Genomic DNA, 17,911 nt, shown 5'->3' on the forward strand with positions numbered 1-17,911 from the left:
AAATCTGCAACAATCCTTTTTTTAAATTCAATTGAGTATTTACGCTGCTTGCGAATACTCCGTACATTTGCTTTCATAGGTTTTCACTCGTTAAGTGGTCAACCTATATCAGAGACGTACAAGCATCTAGCATCTAGCATCTAGTCTCTACTCTAGGTCTAAAGCTTCTTACTCAAGCTAAACCAGCCACCACCGTTCATCACTTCTATCCCATTACTTTTTAGAATCCCCGCAGCACTTGCACTACGCATTCCACTAGCACAGCATACAATTACAGGTTTATCCCATTTCTTAATCTGAGAAATATTAGAACTGATACTTTGTAACGGGATATTTTTAGAACCTGGAATGGCTCCCCCATCATATTCGCCTTTACTACGAACATCGATTATGACCGCACCACGGCTTTTAAAGTCTTGTATCTTCTTGTTTTTGCTACCAAATAAAAAATCTAAAAGCCCCATTTTATGTATTGTTTTATAACTACAATATTACAATTTTCGCTAATAATTCTTCCCACATATTCGCTATATTGCAGTAATGAAAACAATTTCACGAAAGGACGAAATCGTAAAAGTGGCAGCTACTCTATTTAGAAAAAGAGGGTATAGTGCTATCACTATGCGTGATATAGCTTCAGAAATGGATATCAAAGCCGCGAGTCTTTATAATCACATTAGTGGAAAACAAGAAATTCTAGCGGATATCATTCTTGAAGTGGCTCAAGAGTTTACAACTGGAATGAATCAGGTTATTTCCCAGCAATCAAGCACACTTAAAAAGTTGGAAAACCTAATCGAGCTTCATATAGATATTACTTTAAATCATTCTGAAGCATTAGCTTCTCTAAACAACGACTGGATGCACTTGGAAGGAGATAATCTGAATGCTTTTATAAAAATGAGAGATGAGTATGAAGATAATTTCAGAGAATTAATAAAAACAGGGATAGAGGTTAACGAAATTAGATCGGCCCACCCTGAAGTGATTCTATTCTCTATTCTATCTACATTACGTACACTTCATTTATGGTATGAAAAGCGAGGAAAGTTAGACGTGAATGTGCTTAAAAAAGATATGGTTTCGGTGTTACTAAAAGGAATTATGTAGATAAAGAATTTCAGAACAGATGATTTCAATGACAGAGTTCGCGAACAATATTATTTAAGGTTAATTGAATCCTAACGGCTCTTGGAAAAGCTATAAAAAAAACAATATGAATAATATATATACTTATAAAGAGCATCAGTACAATTGTGAAAATTGTGGTTGGACTGGAAAAGGTGAGGTTTTGAAACAAGGCGATTTAAAGGAAAAAGGCTTTGAAGTAAATTGTCCTAATTGTAAATATTTACTAGAACTAGTGGTCTTCCCAACTTTTTCTGAAGTTCTTCAATTTGGCACCGAGGAAGATAAAAAGGAGGTTCGTAAACAAATGAGTTTTTGGGATCATTGGGAGGCTCTGAGTTTGAAATCGGCAGATGAATTGCCCGAAATAGAAGGTGATAATTTAATTTTCGAAATAGTTGAAAAGAAGTATAAAAGAAAGGACTTTTTATTTCTAATGCACAACGGTAAAGAAATTTGGAAAGAGCCTTTGCTGTACGAATATTATGACCGTTTTATTGATATAGGCAAAATACTTCATGAAAAGTATGGCGACAGAATGGATGATCTTGTGCCTCCAGAATATGAAGGATGGCTGCTTGGTGATTACCTTCCTGCCCCTAAACTAATTAAAGAATTCCGTAATTCATTAAAAAACAAAAGTAAATAAAGATCAAAGTTGCAATTCTAACTAACAACTGTTAGTTTTGCTATTCATAAATCAAAAAATAAGTGGCAAGATTTCATAAATTAAAAGTACAAGACGTTTATAAAGAAACTGATGAATGTACGGTTATAACTTTCGACGTTCCAGATAATTTGGCTCAGGAATTCAACTTTCGCCAAGGACAACATTTAACTTTAAAAGCCGACATTAACGGGGAAGATACACGCCGCTCGTATAGTTTGTGCTCTAGCCCTATTGAAAATCAATGGCAAGTAGCTGTAAAAACAATTCCAGGTGGTGTTTTTTCTACTTTTGTAAGGGATACTTTAAAGTCTGGAGATACTCTTGAGGTTATGGAGCCAAGTGGAATGTTTGGCGTGGATGTGAATCCTAATAAAGCGAAAAACTATTTATTTTTTGCTGCAGGAAGTGGAATTACTCCTGTTATCTCAATGATAAGAACACATCTAGCATTAGAACCCAATGCTACTTGTAAGTTGTTTTATGTGAATAGAACTGCAAAATCTATTATCTTTAAGGAAGCTTTAGAGCAATTGCGAAACCAATATTTTGGAAGACTAGAAATCTATTATTTCCTTACTAAAGAACGAAGAGATATCGAACTTTTCAACGGTCGTTTTGACGAAGAAAAAATGGAAATTCTAACAAAGAATTTCATCGATATACCAGACACTAGTGAAGTGTTTTTGTGTGGTCCGGAAAAAATGGTAGATTTTGTAAGTGAATACTTGATAAAAGCTGGACTTCCAAAAGAATTAGTTCACTATGAACTTTTTGTTACAGGACTTTCAGAAGAAGATATTAAAAGAGCCGAGCGTTTAGCAAAACAAAACGTAGAAGGTGTTGAAGTAACAATTGTAGATGGTGGAAAGGAATTCCAGTTTACGATGACTAAGGATTTCGACAACATTCTCGACGCCGCCTTGGCCGCGGGTGCAGATTTACCTTTCGCGTGTAAAGGTGGAGTTTGCAGCACTTGTAAGTGTCAAATTATGGAAGGGAGTGTAGAGATGAAAATAAACTATGCGTTAAGCGATAAAGAAGTAGGACAAGATTTAGTTTTGAGTTGCCAGGCTGTACCAACGTCTGATAAAGTAAAAGTAGATTTTGATGTATGATGAATTATCCTGCAAGCTGTCCCCTATTTATTCAGCGGAACTAATTGTAGGTATTTAAAAAAGATATTATGAGCGAAAAAGAAGTAAAAAACCTAGAAGAAATCTTTGAAGCACGTATTGCGCGCGATGAAAAGATAGAGCCAAAAGATTGGATGCCGGAGAAATATCGAAAAACTCACATCAGGCAAATAAGTCAGCACGCACATTCAGAAATTATCGGAATGCTACCTGAAGGAAACTGGATTACCCGTGCTCCTTCCCTGCGTAGAAAAGCTGCATTATTGGCAAAAGTTCAAGATGAAGCTGGACACGGCTTGTACTTATATTCAGCTTGTGAAACCCTTGGAGTTTCTCGCGACGAATTATACGATCAACTACACAGTGGAAAAGCGAAGTATTCTTCAATTTTCAATTATCCAACAATCACTTGGGCCGATATTGGTGCAATTGGTTGGTTAGTAGATGGTGCCGCTATTATTAATCAAGTGCCACTTTGCAATACTTCATTCGGTCCTTATGCTCGTGCAATGGTACGTGTATGTAAGGAAGAAAGCTTCCACCAACGTCAAGGTTACGAAATTATGTTAACACTTTGCCGTGGCACTCAAGAGCAAAAAGCAATGGCTCAAGACGCACTAAATCGCTGGTGGTGGCCAAGCTTAATGATGTTAGGCCCTACAGATGCAGAATCTGTTCATACCGAACAATCAATGAAATGGAAATTAAAGCGTAAAAGTAATGACGAATTACGCCAACAATTTATTGATCAAACTGTACCACAAGCAGATATTTTGGGACTTACAATTCCAGATCCAGATTTGAAATGGAACGAAGAAACAGGTCATTATGATTTTGGGGAAATTGATTGGGAGGAATTCTGGCAAGTAGTAAAAGGTCACGGTCCTTGCAACAAAGAAAGAATGAGTGCTAGAGTGAACGCTTGGAACAATGGCGAGTGGGTTCGCGATGCCGCAATGGCATATGCTGAAAAGAAAGAAGCAAATAAATTAAAAGAAGCAATATAAAACTAGAATCAAGCTTAAGGAGTTCAACTTTTAAGACATTATATTCTTGAATTCTGAATTCCGAAAAAACCTTGAATCAAACACATAAAGTTATGTCAAAAAATTGGCCCCTTTGGGAAATATTTGTCCGCAGTAAAAACGGATTAGAGCACCGTCACTTCGGAAGCCTTCACGCAGCAGATGCTGAAATGGCTTTAGAAAACGCGCGTGATGTTTACACTCGTCGAAACGAAGGCGTGAGTATTTGGGTTGTAGAAAGTAAAAATATTACCGCTTCAAACCCTGCTGAAAATGGCGAAATGTTTGAGCCTGCTCAAGATAAAGTATACCGCCACCCTACTTTTTATGATTTACCAGACGAGGTGAAGCATATGTAACGGGAAAACAATACTGAAATCAAAATTGAAATCGAAAAAATGAGGGAATATAACTTAGATAGTCGATTCGAAGATTTTGCCGCTTCAGTTATTGTTATGTTTTCAAAACAACCGATATCTTTTGCTGCTGATTACCTTACAAAACAACTCATTAGATCTGCCTGTTCAGCAGCGTTGAACTTTGGTGAATTTGAAGGAGCAGGTTCTAATAAAGATAGAGTCAATAAGCTTAGGATTACATTAAAAGAATTACGAGAGTCGCTTAGGAATATTAACATACAAATAAAAGCGAACCTTATAGATTCGAACGATCTTAAAACAATTAGAAATGAAAATGATGAGCTCATCAGAATAGTAGTTTCTTTGATTAAAAAATTTAGTTAATTCCTTCGATTTCGATTTGAGTTTCGATTTCGATTTTTAATAATTGAAAATGAACAACCTATATAAATACCTCCTAACAATTGCTGACAACTCACTAATCCTAGCCCAAAGATTGGGGGAGCTATGTGGTCACGGCCCAAGTTTGGAAACAGATATTGCAATTACCAATATTTCATTGGACTTGCTCGGACAAACAAGAAGTTATTATCAATACGCTGCTAAATTGGTAGGTGAAAATAAAACTGAAGACGATATCGCTTTCTTACGAATTGAAAGAGACTACAAAAACTGTCTTTTAGTAGAGCAACCCAACACTCATTTCGGATTTGTTATAGGTAGACAATATCTTTTCGATGTATATCACTATATGTTGATGGAAAAACTTCAAAATAGTCCAGATGAAAACTTAGCTGCTATTGCTAAAAAAGGAATTAAAGAAGTAAGCTACCACAAGCGTTTTTCTGGAGACTGGGTAAAACGATTGGGAGATGGAACCGAAGAGAGTAATAAAAAAATGCAAGAAGCCATCGACGACCTTTGGAGATACACCGATGAACTTTTCTATTTAACCGATGCTGAAAAAGAAGTTATTAAAGAAGGAATCGGAATTGATGTTTCATCATTCAGAGAAGAATATTACATAGAAGTTTCTGAACTTCTAACTGAAGCTAAACTTACTGTACCTGAAAATAAATATTTTACAAAAGGAGGAAAAGAAGGAGTTCACACAGAGCATATGGGCTATATTTTAGCCGAATTGCAATATATGCAACGCACTTACCCTAATATGACTTGGTAGTTATAACATTTACTTTTAATTTCTACACTTACTACTTAAAGTAGCGCTTTAGAGGTTAGTAGCAAATTGAATACTGAAATTTTAAAAACATAAAATAAATTGTTGACAGAAAGTCCAAATATTGATAAAGATTTAATCCCAGTTTTGAAAACCGTTTCAGACCCGGAGATTCCTGTGTTATCGGTTTTGGCACTAGGAGTTATTCGTGAAGCAATAGAAGTAAACGGAGTTGTAAAAATAAAGCTTACTCCTACCTATTCTGGATGTCCTGCTATGGACGTTATTTCAGACGATTTAAAAAAAGCATTCCAGGATGTTGGGCAAAAAGCTGAAGTAGAACTTGTTCTTTCTCCTGCATGGTCCACCGATTGGATATCTGAAGAAGGGCTTCGAAAAATGGAAGAATACGGGATTGCGCGTCCTCTTTCAGAAACCCACGACAAAGACGTTTTACTTGGAAACAAAAAAATGGTTAAATGTCCGCAATGCGGAAGTACAAATACACACCTAGTGAGTCAGTTTGGTTCTACAGCCTGTAAAGCACTTTTTAAATGTGACGACTGCCACGAGCCATTCGATTATTTTAAATGTTTGAAATAAATTCCCTCGTAGGCTGGAATTTCATCCTTAGTGCTTAAACACTTTAGTCTTGATTCTTGTTTCTTATAGCGCAGCGGTCGTGTTTCTGTAACGAAAATTCTCTCAATCGTTAATCTCAATAGCTTCGCATACAAGATTGTTTAAATTTGCCAAAAAAAACTATGGGATTTTATTACGAACTACTCAAACGTAAAATAAAAACAGACGGCACACAAGTGGCGCACTATCGCCCTACTAAAAACACCCAAGGAGCTTGGAATGAAAACGAACAGCATATGGCCCCAGCTACGGGTGCTATTTGTGTAGAATTAGAAAAGTTCCAGCCCAGAGACGACATGCGGATTGGTCGCATCAGCCTGGATATATTGGGAATGATTCATTTGGACGACTTTCAAATTACCACCCGCTGCATCCGTCCAGGAAGAACTATCGAACTTCTTGAATCGGTTTTTGAAGCTAAGGGAAGAACCTGCATTATAGCACGCACTTGGAGGATGATCACTGAGGATACTTCGAAAGTTGCTGGATTGGAAGATATTCCAATGCCTTCTTACAAAACTTTCCCTAATTGGGAAGGTATGTCTGTTTGGAGTGGTGGATATATTCAATCAGTTTCACAAAATATTAAAGTAGTTGACCGCCGCCCTGGGAAGGGTAAGGTTTGGATTACAAATAAGTTGGAAATGGTAAAAGGAGAAACCACAAGTCCCTTTGTAAAACTAATGGGAATGGTCGATACCATGAATGGAGTGGTGGTTAGACAGGAAGATCCCTTTACTCATATGTTCCCTAATGTCGATTTACAAATCCACCTTTATCGCTTGCCACTAGGCACATGGTTAGGTCTAGAAGTCGATCAACAATATGGACAAGATGGTATTGGTTTAACAACTGCAGTACTTCATGACGAGAAAGGACCCTTTGGTCATGCTGAGCAAATTTTGACAGTTAGAAAGGTATCTTAATTTGATTGAATAAACTCAAGAAGTATAGTGGTGATATACTAGGGATATCTATGGAGTTAGCTTCAGATTTCAACAACTCTTTCTATTTTTATAAAAAAGGACTTCGACAAAGTAGTATCTTTAGGCGTTCAATCAGAAATTCATTATATAAACACATAATATGGCTTCTATAATTAAAGAAATAAAAGATAAAACTGCATACCTTACATTAAACCGTCCAGAAGTTTTTAATAGTTTTAATAGAGAAATGGCATTGTTGCTTCAAAGTGAATTAGATGCAGCCGAAAAAAATCCAGAAGTACGAGCTATTGTAATTACTGGTAACGGAAAAGCATTTTGTGCTGGTCAAGATTTAAAAGAAGTAACTTCTCCAGAGTTAAATCCTGGATTCAAAAAAATTCTTGAAGAACACTACAATCCGATTATTTCTCGAATTAGAAGTATTGAAAAACCAGTTATTGGAGCTATTAATGGTGTAGCCGCAGGTGCCGGTGCGAATATTGCTTTGGCATGTGATGTAGTAATTGCTTCAGAAAATGCAAGTTTTATTCAGGCTTTTAGCAAGATTGGGCTGATTCCAGATAGCGCAGGAACCTTTTTCCTTCCTCGTTTAATTGGCTTTCAAAAAGCTTCAGCTTTAATGATGCTTGGTGATAAAGTATCAGCTCAAGACGCTGAAAAAATGGGAATGATTTACAAAGTAATTTCTTCAGAAAACTTTTTAGAAGAAGTAAATGCTATTGCCAATACCTTAGCCAACATGCCTACCAAAGCATTAGGACTTACAAAGCGATTATTAAACCAATCCATAACAAATTCATTGGAAGAGCAATTAGATTTAGAAAGCGAACTTCAAATTGAAGCAGCTCAAAGTGAAGATTACGCTGAAGGAGTAGATGCTTTCGTAAACAAGAGAAAACCTGAATTTAAAGGAAAGTAATATTAGCAAAACCCGAATCAAGGTTTGTTAAATATTTAAAGTCTAAAAAATAAGAAATGATTAAAAATATTGGAATAATTGGCGCTGGAACGATGGGCGCTGGAATTGCACAAGTAGCAGCAACGGCTGGGTGCACAGTTAAAATTTACGATACAAAAACCGATGCTTTGGAAAAGTCTAAAGCCGATTTAGAAAAAATCATGAATCGTTTGGTTGAAAAGGGACGAATCGATGCTAATGAAAAGGAGCGCATTCAAAATAATATAAAGTACGTAAATACACTTAAGGAATTGAAAGATTCCCATATGACCATTGAGGCAATTATTGAAAACCTCGACATCAAGAAAAATGTGTTTTCAACGATTGAAAAGTTTGTAAGTGACGATTGTATATTGGCTTCAAACACATCTTCTCTATCTATTGCTTCCATTGCATCTTCATTAGAAAAACCTGAGCGTTGTATAGGAATTCACTTCTTCAACCCTGCTCCATTAATGAAATTAGTTGAAGTTATTCCTGCGGTACAAACCTCTGAAGAAACTATAAACATTTCTGTTCAAACCATTAAAGACTGGGGAAAAACAGTTGCAGTAGCCAAAGACACACCTGGATTTATTGTTAATCGTGTTGCAAGACCTTTCTACGGAGAAGCACTCCGAATTTACGAAGAAGGCATTGCCGATTTTGCTACTATCGATTGGACAATGACAAATTATGGAGGCTTTAAAATGGGTCCGTTTGAACTTATGGACTTTATAGGAAACGATATTAACTATACAGTTACCGAAACTGTTTTTCAAGCGTTTTATTACGATCCACGATACAAACCTTCATTCACACAAAAACGCTTTGCAGAAGCTGGATATTTAGGTAGAAAAACTGGTAGAGGTTTTTACAACTACGAAGAAAATGCCGTAAAACCTGAACCTGTGTTCAAAAATGATTTAAACATTGAAGAGCTCGTTTTCGAAAGAATATTAGTAATGCTAATTAATGAAGCTGCTGATGCCCTTTTCTGGAATATCGCATCTGCGGAAGACATAGACAATGCAATGACCAAAGGAGTAAATTATCCGAATGGGTTATTGGCTTGGGCGAACGAAAAAGGAATCGATTGGTGTGTAGAGAAAATGGATGAGCTGTACGACAAATATCACGAAGATCGCTACCGTTGTTCCCCGATTTTGAGAAAAATGAAGGATAACGGAAGTACATTCGACGTTTAAATTGAAAAATAATTAGGTTTTAAATCGAAATAAATATGAAGAAGTTTACTTATTTACTTTTAGCTTTATCTTTTATTCTTGGATCTTGTGGAAACAAGAAAGAAGAGAAAAAAGAAGAAGGCAATAAAACTGCTGAAACAGTATTAGAAAAAGCAAAAAGAATTCACGACAATGTAATAACCATTGATACTCACGTGGATTTTGATGTTCACAATTTCACCGCAGAAAAAAACTACAACCAAGAACTTCCAGTTCAAGTAGATTTACCTAAAATGGATAAAGGTGGTTTAGATGCTGTGTTCTTAATTGTATATACAGGACAAGGTGACTTAACAACAGAGGGCTATAAAAAAGCATATGAAAATGCCGATGCTAAGTTTAATGCTATTCATCGTTTAACTAAAGAATACGCTTCAGACAAAATAGAACTTGCAACTTCAGTAGAAGATGTTCGTCGAATTGCAAAATCGGGCAAAAAAATCGCTCTTATCGGGATAGAAAACGGTTACCCTATGGGGGAAGACATTTCTAAACTTCAAGAGTTTTACGACCGTGGAGCACGTTACTTATCGTTAGCTCACAATGGGCATAATCAATTAGCAGATTCAAATACAGGAGAAGAAGACAACGTTTGGCTTTATAAAAACAATCTAAGTGAGTTAGGGAAAGAAGCTGTTGCCGAACTTAACCGTTTAGGAATAATGATTGATGTTTCGCATCCATCAACAGGTTCAAACAAAGAAACTTTAGCACTTTCAAAGGCACCTGTAATAGCTTCACATTCTTCTGCTCGTGCATTAAATGATGTAAGTAGAAATCTTTGGGATGATGAGCTTTTAGCGATAAAAGAAAATGGTGGTGTAGTTCAAGCTGTAGCTTTTGCTAGTTATATCAACTCTAAAAAAGATTCTATTCACAAAGCCGCATCACGAAAAATTTTGGATGAGATTGCTAAAGAAATGGAATTAAAAATCCTAAGCTGGCCTCAATATAGAGAGTTAGATGAAGCCGAAGCGGAAGTATATCTAGATAAATACAGAGAACTACAGGCTACAGCAAAACCACGTATTGAAAAAGAAATTAATCCAATCGCACCTCCAGTTGATGTGAAAGATTTTGTAGATCACATAGACTATATGGTAAAACTTTTAGGAATCGATTACGTAGGAATCAGCTCTGATTTTGATGGTGGCGGTGGAGTTTATGGTTGGAGAGATGCTTCAGAAACTTTTAATGTTACTTTAGAATTAGTAAAACGCGGTTATAGCGAAGAAGACATCGCAAAACTTTGGGGTGAAAATCTACTTCGTGTAATGGAAGAAGTAGAAAAAGTAGCTTCTAAAATTCAAAGCGAAGAAAAAGCCAATTAAGCTTACTTCGTTTTCAAACAGATTAAAAAAAGCCTTCCAAATTTTTGGAAGGCTTTTTAGTATAAACGTTACGATGCTATATACTCATAGCTAGCTTGTAATCCAAGAGGAATTCCTAGTGCCCAATAAACTAATAGGAAAATGGTCCAAAAAACGAAGAATGCAATTGAGTACGGCACCATGGTTGAAACTAATGTGCCAATACCTGTACCCTTTACATATTTCTGGCAATAAACAACTACCAATGGGAAGTAAGGCATTAACGGGGTGATAATATTAGATACTGAATCCCCTACTCTATATGAAGCCTGAGTTAGATCTGGCGATATTCCTAACTGCATTAGCATAGGCACCATTACAGGGGCAATAAGCGCCCATTTAGCTGAGGCCGACCCGATAAATATGTTTACAAATCCTGTGAGAATAATAATTCCCACAATGGTAATTTGAGCAGGTAGATTTAAAGATTGAAGCCCTGAAGCTCCTTTTAATGCTAATAAAGCCCCGAGATTAGATTTAGCAAAAGCATCAATAAACAATGCACAGAAAAAAGCCATTACAATGTAATAACTCATTCCGCTCATAGATTTGGTCATACTCTCAATAATATCTTTACTCGTTTTAAAGGTTTTAGACATCATTCCATATACCACACCTGGAATTAAAAATATGATAAAAATTAACGGCACTATCGATTGCATTAATGGGGCTGAAAAGGAAGTGATTTCACCTTTCGGGTCACGTAGTGCTGAATCTGCAGGATAAGCCCATAAAAACAATCCTATTAAGCCTAATATCATTGCTAAACAAGCAGCGTAAAATGCTTTTTTCTCTTGTTTATCCAAAGAACCCATATTAACCTCTTCTCCTTCTTCAACAACTACAGGAACTTTTTTTAGTCGAGGTTCAACTATTTTATCTGTAATATACCAACCTATTAAAACTATAAGTATCGTTGAAGCTGAGGTAAAATACCAGTTATTTAATGGGTTTAACTGTATAGTAGGGTCTATAATTCTAGCGGCAGATTGTGTGAACCCTTGTAATAATGGATCAATACCCGAAGGGACAAAATTTGCACTAAACCCACCCGAAACGCCTGCGAAAGCAGCAGCGATTCCTGCAATAGGATGACGACCAGCGGCATAAAAAATAATTCCACCTAAAGGAATAACTAATACATATCCCGCATCGGTTGCTGTGTGAGAAACTATAGCAACTAAAATCAACATGGGGGTTAAAAGTGCTTTCGGTGTTATTCGCAACATCGATTTTAAACCTGCATTTATAAATCCCGAATGCTCAGCAACTCCTACTCCTAACATTGCTACAAGAACAATCCCTAAAGGAGCAAAACTAGTAAACACAGTTACCATACTAGAAAGAAATTTAGCCAATGCGGCACTTGTAAGTAAGTTGTGAATCTGAATTGCAGAACCTGTAGAAGGGTCTATTTCTGAAAATTCTAAAGTTGAAAAGATTGACGACAGCACCCAAATTAGGAGCATTAAGACAAAAAATAAAATGGCAGGATCGGGAAGTTTATTTCCTATTCGCTCAACTGAATCTAGTAGTTTGGTTACAAATCCTTTTTTTTCTGAAGTGGTCTCGTTAGTTGTGTTCATATCTTTGAGTAAAAACAAATAAATGGTTTAAGAATCCATTTAAATGCGATTAAAAAAAGACTAACATACAATTATTTCTTAAAACTTAAGAAGTTTTCAAAGTAGCGAAACTTAAAATTATAGTTTTTTCAGGTATGCAAAAAGTTTTAGGATATTCTATAGTATCCAGACTTTAGATAAGCCCCTTCATCAAAACCAATCGGGTGATCGATATCGTGTTGCGTAAATTCTTCTAATTGACACGTAACTTTCAAACGGTCAAATTCTTCACGATGAATATCTAAAAACTCATCGGCATTAATTCTAGAAGAACATGAAGCTAACAACAACAATCCATTTTTTCTTGTTAATTGAATTCCGAGAGTAGTTAATTCGGCATATTTCTTTTTAGCGACGTCAATTTCCTTTTTACTTTTTGCAAAAGAAGGCGGATCGATTATCACAATATCAAACTGCTTTTTGTGCTTAACCATATCGTTTAAAAGCTCAAAAGCATCCCCAGCTAAAGTAAAATGTTTGCCGTCGTGATTATTTAAATTTGCATTCTGTTGTGCTAATTCTAATGCCTGTTTACTGAAATCTAAACTTGTAACTTCTTTCGCTCCACTAGCCAAAGCGTGAACCGAAAAACCACCAGCATATGAAAACACATCAAGTACGGTCTTACCTTTAGCAAGCTGACCCACTCTATGTCGATTTGCTCTATGATCAAGAAAAAAACCTGTTTTATGTCCTAGTAAAAGATCCGCTTGAAAATTCACTCCATACTCCTTGAAGGTTACCGTGTGATTATCAAAATTGCCATAAAGTACATCACCTTCTTTAAAAGAAATCTTCATTTTTTGAAGGTTTCTACTTAGGCGAAGGACCAAACTTTCCACTTGACTTGCTTCAGCAATAGCTGGCACTAGCATTATAAGATATGGCAACCAAATAGACGAATACAATTTTACAACTCCCACATTATTATAAATATCCACTATAAGACCTGGAAGCCCATCATTTTCTCCAAAAATTAAACGATAAGCATTTGTATCAGTTTCTAATAATGGTTTACGAACTTCGTACGCCTCAAAAATTTTCTTCTGAAAAAACTCTTCATTTATTTTTGCACCACCTCCTAAATGAATCATTTTTATTCGAATTGGAGAATCTGGGTCGTACAGTCCAATTCCAAACACTTTATTATTCCTCTGATCGAAAAGTATAGCAACATCGCCAGCTTTTCCTGGTTTATTAATTTTTTCAATACTTTCTGAAAATATCCAAGGATGCCCCTGTTTAACTAACTTTTCAGCAGTAGGTTTAAGTTTTATTGCCAAAGAAATTGGAGATGCCATATATCGCTGTTTTGTAAAGTGAAAGTATAGTTGTTTAAAAGAAAAAAGGAAATGATAGTTGGGGTTAAAATTACTTAATCTTCATAAATAATAAGATTTTACAAATGTCTATATTTAATGTCCTATTTTTGTATTAAATCTAGCTAGTTTCATTTTAATCTAATATATGATTGAAAAAGATAATAATTCCTTTGGTTCAAAAATGAATCCTGAAGACATCCCTAGTAAAATGCTTTCTCTGGATCCTTTTAGCTCTTGGCTTGGGATTGAAATTTTAGAACTTAAAAAAGGGTTTGCCAAACTTGGTATGCGTATTAGAAAAGATATGCTAAATAGTATGGGAAAAGCTCATGGAGGAATTTCATTTTCTTTAGCAGATACTGCCTTTGGCTTTGCAGCAAACTCTCAAGGTAAATATGCTGTATCTATCGAGACTTCTATAAATCATATTGAAGCCTTAGAAGAAGGAGATTACATAATTGCGGAATCGGTAATTGAGAGAACAAAAAACAAACTAGCATTTTATATTGTTGAAGTTAAACGAGAAGAAGAGTTAGTTGCACTTTTTAAAGGAGTTGGCTATAGAGCTTCAAAAGAATGGACTGAAGAGTAGAATATTTTTATATTTTCTTTGCAGTTCCTTAATTTCTTGATATTTTAGAAAATACTGTTTTTGATAAAAATAATAATCTATAATTTACAATTGTCTTTTTGTTTAAAATCGGTTAATTTTTTCAAATTTCAACACTAAATTTAACAAGAAGTTATCCAAAATTGAATTATTTAGAAAGACAAGAGTAATGCGAGGTTAGCGCTTCTTTTATAGACTATAAAGTTTATCATTTTTTAATAAAAACTTAACCATTTAATAAAACGCATTAAATAGTTTTGATAAAATTTTCGAAAACCAAAATCTAATGAAATTAAAGAAATATCCTATTGATAGAATAAAAAGACCTTTTGCAAAATTAATGCAAGAAGAAAAGTCTGGCGCCCTTGTTTTGGGGATAAGTATTATTATTGCATTTATTCTTGCTAATTCACCAATTCACGAGCAATATCATCATTTTTTCGAACACGAATTTGGTTTTTATTTTGACGGGAGTCCTTACTTAGAATACAGTATTTCTGAATGGATTAACGATGGTTTAATGGCTATTTTCTTTTTTGTGGTAGGTCTCGAACTTAAACGAGAGATAGTTGCTGGTGAGCTGTCTAATGTTCGAAAGGCAATGCTTCCTATTGCTGCAGCAATTGGGGGTATGTTAGTCCCTGCTGCTATCTATCTAGCCTTAAACCCAACAGGTGAAGTTCACAGTGGATGGGGAATCCCGATGGCTACTGATATTGCACTAGCGTTAGGAGTATTATATCTTCTAGGAAACAGAGTCCCCTTAGCTATAAAAGTATTTTTAACTGCCCTAGCCATTGTCGATGATTTAGGGGCTGTTCTGGTAATTGCATTTTTCTATACATCCAATATCTCATTCTTAAATCTTGCTATTGGTTTTGCATTTTTATTAATGATGTTTATTGGAAATAGAATGGGCGTACGAAGCATCATCTACTATGCTTTAATAGGTATTGTGGGTGTATGGACTGCATTTATTTTATCAGGTATTCACGCTACTATTGCAGCAGTATTAGCTGCTTTTATGATTCCTGCCAACGTAAGAATTAAAGAGAGTATTTATATTTCAAGAATTAAAAAGCATTTATTTAGATTTAAAAACACCGATCCAGACGATTTAATTCCAACGTTAACCAATAAACAATTACATATACTTGAGCGCGTTAGCCTAGACACCAAAAAAGCTATCCCACCACTTCAAAGGTTAGAGCACGCAATGACTCCTTTCGTAAACTTTATTATACTTCCAATATTTGCCCTTGCAAATGCGGGTGTAACCGTATTTAATATTGAAATAGATAAGTTATTTAGCACCAATGTAGCCATTGGAGTTGGATTAGGATTGTTAGTAGGAAAAGTTGTTGGAATTGTTGGTTTTAGCTGGCTGGCAGTAAAATTGAACATTGCTTCATTCCCTAAATTAATGACCTTGAAAAGTCTTACCGGTTTAGCTTTATTAGCTTCTATCGGATTTACAATGTCACTGTTTATTACGCAATTGGCATTCACTCATGAAGAGTTTAAAACGCAAGCTAAAATAGGTATCTTTATTGCTTCTATTATCGGTGGGTTATTAGGGTACTTTATATTAAACAAACAATTTAAAAAAACAATTTAATAAGCTTGTAATTATGAAATGGAAAGGTAGAAGAAAGAGCGGTAATCTTGAAGACCGACGTGGAATGAGCAAGGGCAAAATGGCTGCTGGTGGTGGTATAGTTGTTACTATAATCGTTTTGGCCCTAAACTTTTTTGGAGGCGACACAGGCAAACAACTCGCCCCGATTGTTGAACAGATTGGAAACAGTCGAACTTCACAACAAGTTGAACAAAGAGAACTTACTGCTCAAGAAAAGGAAATGGGCGACTTTATGGCTACAGTCTTAGCTGATACTGAAGATGCATGGCGACAAATTTTTAACGAGAATAACTTAGGTAATTATCAAGAGCCTAAAATGGTACTTTTTACAGATGCAGTTAGAACAGGGTGTGGAAATGCTAGCTCAGCTTCAGGACCATTTTACTGTCCTGCAGATCAAAAAGTTTATATGGATTTAGTGTTCTTTAATGAATTAAAATCTCGTTTTGGAGCAAAAGGTGGTGACTTTGCCATCGCTTATGTAACTGCACACGAAATCGGACATCACGTTCAAACTTTACTTGGAACTTCTGGTAAAGTAACACAATTACAACGTCAGGCAGGTCAAGCACAAGCTAACAGACTTTCGGTTGCTTTAGAGCTACAAGCTGATTTCTATGCCGGGGTTTGGGCTCACTACAACCAAAAATATTTGGAAGAAGGTGACATAGAAGAAGCCCTAAGCGCAGCAAATGCTGTAGGTGATGACGCCATTCAAAAAAGAACACGTGGAGATGTTATTCCAGATAGTTTTACACACGGAACCTCAGAGCAACGTATGACTTGGTTTATGAAAGGGTTTAAAACTGGAGATGTAAGACAAGGAGACACCTTTGCAGAATTATTAAATTAACATTCAAAAACTTTAATGGAAGCATATATAATTGACGGAATTAGAACGCCAATAGGAAATTACAAAGGAACCTTATCTGCTGTTCGCACAGACGATTTAGGTGCTATCGTGATTAAAGAAGTAGTAAAAAGAAACCCAAATATACCTAGCGATGCTTATGACGATGTTATCATGGGATGCGCAAATCAAGCGGGAGAAGACAATCGAAACGTCGCTAGAATGTCATCGCTTTTAGCGGGATTACCTTTCACCGTACCTGGCGAAACGGTTAATAGACTTTGCAGTTCAGGTTTGTCTGCAATTATTCACGCAAACAGAGCAATAAAAGCTGGAGATGGCGATTTATTTATTGCTGGAGGAGTAGAAAATATGACGCGTGGGCCATACGTAATTGCTAAACCTTCAAGTGCTTTTGGAAACGATTCTAAAATGTACGATTCAAGTTTTGGATGGCGTTTTATCAATCCAAAAATGCAAGAACAATACGGTACTGATGGTATGGGAAATACCGCTGAAAATCTTGTAGAGATGTATAATATCTCAAGAGAAGACCAAGATAAATTTGCACTTTGGAGTCAGCAGAAAGCTACTAAAGCACAGGAAAATGGAAGATTAGCAAAAGAGATTGTTACCGTTGAAATTCCACAACGCAAAAAAGATCCAATATTATTTTCAAAAGATGAATTCATAAAGCCTACAACCTCATTAGAAGTTTTAGGAAAACTACGTCCAGCTTTCAAAAAAGAAGGAGGTAGTGTAACAGCAGGAAATTCATCAGGATTAAATGATGGCGCAGCGGCAACAATTATTGCATCAGAAAACGCTGTAAAAAAATACAATCTTAAACCAATAGCAAGAATCGTAAGTTCTGCTGTGGTTGGAGTTGAACCAAGAATTATGGGTATTGGTCCTGTTGAAGCTTCTAACAAGGCTTTAGAAAAAGCAGGATTAACTATGGATGATATGGATATTATCGAGCTAAACGAAGCTTTTGCTGCGCAAGCATTAGCTTGTACTCGAGCATGGGGATTGAAAGATGATGACCCAAGATTAAACCCAAATGGAGGTGCAATTGCCATTGGCCACCCACTTGGAGTAACAGGAGCTAGAACTACTTATTCAGCAGCCTTAGAATTAAAAGAACAAAACAAGAGATACGCCTTGGTTACGATGTGTATTGGAGTTGGGCAAGGTTATGCTGCGGTAATCGAGCGAGTTTAAAAA

At 35.9% G+C, this 17,911-nt stretch carries 19 protein-coding genes; 16 read left to right on the forward strand and 3 right to left on the reverse strand.

From position 1 onward, the window contains the following. Positions 1-158: 158 nt before the first annotated feature. Positions 159-464 carry a rhodanese-like domain-containing protein gene (locus tag H4O20_RS13720; RefSeq protein ID WP_139856640.1) on the reverse strand — a complete coding sequence of 102 codons (306 nt, stop codon included), beginning with the start codon at positions 462-464 and terminating at the stop codon, positions 159-161. A gap of 76 nt (positions 465-540) precedes the next feature. Between H4O20_RS13720 and H4O20_RS13725 the strand changes: the two genes are divergently transcribed. From H4O20_RS13725 to H4O20_RS13780, 12 genes are all read left to right on the forward strand, one after another. Further along, positions 541-1,110, forward strand: coding sequence for a TetR/AcrR family transcriptional regulator (locus tag H4O20_RS13725; RefSeq protein WP_179951792.1), 570 nt, complete (start codon positions 541-543; stop codon positions 1,108-1,110). 106 nt (positions 1,111-1,216) lie between these two features. Next, entirely contained in the window at positions 1,217-1,777 is a 561-nt protein-coding gene (locus H4O20_RS13730; RefSeq protein WP_185099651.1) for a hypothetical protein, read from the forward strand. Between the two features lie 62 nt (positions 1,778-1,839). After that, a complete protein-coding gene (locus tag H4O20_RS13735; protein WP_185099652.1) occupies positions 1,840-2,913 on the forward strand; it encodes a 2Fe-2S iron-sulfur cluster-binding protein in 1,074 nt (357 codons plus the stop codon). Positions 2,914-2,981: 68 nt separating this feature from the next. Then, the gene (gene paaA / locus H4O20_RS13740) at positions 2,982-3,938 is read left to right on the forward strand and encodes a 1,2-phenylacetyl-CoA epoxidase subunit PaaA (protein ID WP_185099653.1); all 957 of its coding nucleotides are present in this window, start codon (positions 2,982-2,984) and stop codon (positions 3,936-3,938) included. Between the two features lie 92 nt (positions 3,939-4,030). Then, positions 4,031-4,315: a 1,2-phenylacetyl-CoA epoxidase subunit PaaB gene (paaB, locus tag H4O20_RS13745; protein ID WP_139856636.1), complete on the forward strand. Its 285-nt coding sequence runs from the start codon at positions 4,031-4,033 to the stop codon at positions 4,313-4,315. Positions 4,316-4,354: 39 nt separating this feature from the next. Then, positions 4,355-4,699, forward strand: a complete 345-nt coding sequence (locus H4O20_RS13750) for a four helix bundle protein (RefSeq protein ID WP_139856635.1) — start codon at positions 4,355-4,357, stop codon at positions 4,697-4,699. 49 nt (positions 4,700-4,748) lie between these two features. Beyond that, positions 4,749-5,498, forward strand: a complete 750-nt coding sequence (gene paaC, locus H4O20_RS13755; protein WP_185099654.1) for a 1,2-phenylacetyl-CoA epoxidase subunit PaaC — start codon at positions 4,749-4,751, stop codon at positions 5,496-5,498. A gap of 102 nt (positions 5,499-5,600) precedes the next feature. Then, on the forward strand, positions 5,601-6,098 hold the full coding sequence (gene paaD / locus H4O20_RS13760) for a 1,2-phenylacetyl-CoA epoxidase subunit PaaD (RefSeq protein ID WP_185099655.1): 498 nt from the start codon (positions 5,601-5,603) through the stop codon (positions 6,096-6,098). A 215-nt stretch (positions 6,099-6,313) separates the two neighbouring features. Continuing rightward, a complete protein-coding gene (locus H4O20_RS13765; protein ID WP_221442940.1) occupies positions 6,314-7,063 on the forward strand; it encodes a thioesterase family protein in 750 nt (249 codons plus the stop codon). 160 nt (positions 7,064-7,223) lie between these two features. After that, the gene (locus H4O20_RS13770; RefSeq protein ID WP_185099656.1) at positions 7,224-8,003 is read left to right on the forward strand and encodes an enoyl-CoA hydratase-related protein; all 780 of its coding nucleotides are present in this window, start codon (positions 7,224-7,226) and stop codon (positions 8,001-8,003) included. Positions 8,004-8,059: 56 nt separating this feature from the next. Continuing rightward, the gene (locus H4O20_RS13775) at positions 8,060-9,229 is read left to right on the forward strand and encodes a 3-hydroxyacyl-CoA dehydrogenase NAD-binding domain-containing protein (protein WP_185099657.1); all 1,170 of its coding nucleotides are present in this window, start codon (positions 8,060-8,062) and stop codon (positions 9,227-9,229) included. Between the two features lie 35 nt (positions 9,230-9,264). Then, the gene (locus H4O20_RS13780; RefSeq protein WP_185099658.1) at positions 9,265-10,599 is read left to right on the forward strand and encodes a dipeptidase; all 1,335 of its coding nucleotides are present in this window, start codon (positions 9,265-9,267) and stop codon (positions 10,597-10,599) included. Positions 10,600-10,667: 68 nt separating this feature from the next. Here the strand turns inward: H4O20_RS13780 and H4O20_RS13785 are convergent, their stop codons facing one another. Then, the gene (locus H4O20_RS13785) at positions 10,668-12,224 is read right to left on the reverse strand and encodes an AbgT family transporter (RefSeq protein WP_185099659.1); all 1,557 of its coding nucleotides are present in this window, start codon (positions 12,222-12,224) and stop codon (positions 10,668-10,670) included. Between the two features lie 146 nt (positions 12,225-12,370). After that, a complete protein-coding gene (locus tag H4O20_RS13790; protein WP_185099660.1) occupies positions 12,371-13,564 on the reverse strand; it encodes a class I SAM-dependent rRNA methyltransferase in 1,194 nt (397 codons plus the stop codon). Between the two features lie 202 nt (positions 13,565-13,766). Here H4O20_RS13790 and H4O20_RS13795 point away from each other — a divergent pair, with 202 nt between their 5' ends. The 4 genes from H4O20_RS13795 to pcaF all read left to right on the forward strand — a co-directional run bounded on the left by H4O20_RS13795 (position 13,767) and on the right by pcaF (position 17,908). Beyond that, positions 13,767-14,177, forward strand: coding sequence for a PaaI family thioesterase (locus H4O20_RS13795; protein WP_185099697.1), 411 nt, complete (start codon positions 13,767-13,769; stop codon positions 14,175-14,177). Positions 14,178-14,481: 304 nt separating this feature from the next. After that, complete coding sequence (gene nhaA / locus H4O20_RS13800) at positions 14,482-15,813, forward strand: Na+/H+ antiporter NhaA (RefSeq protein ID WP_185099661.1); 1,332 nt, start codon at positions 14,482-14,484, stop codon at positions 15,811-15,813. A 13-nt stretch (positions 15,814-15,826) separates the two neighbouring features. Next, positions 15,827-16,687 (forward strand): neutral zinc metallopeptidase, encoded by an 861-nt coding sequence (locus H4O20_RS13805; protein WP_139856625.1) that lies wholly within the window; start codon positions 15,827-15,829, stop codon positions 16,685-16,687. 15 nt (positions 16,688-16,702) lie between these two features. Next, the gene (gene pcaF / locus H4O20_RS13810) at positions 16,703-17,908 is read left to right on the forward strand and encodes a 3-oxoadipyl-CoA thiolase (protein WP_139856624.1); all 1,206 of its coding nucleotides are present in this window, start codon (positions 16,703-16,705) and stop codon (positions 17,906-17,908) included. The last annotated feature ends 3 nt before the right edge of the window (positions 17,909-17,911 follow it).

Source organism: Aequorivita sp. 609 (assembly GCF_014212065.1).
In the GTDB taxonomy this organism is placed as follows: domain Bacteria; phylum Bacteroidota; class Bacteroidia; order Flavobacteriales; family Flavobacteriaceae; genus Aequorivita; species Aequorivita sinensis.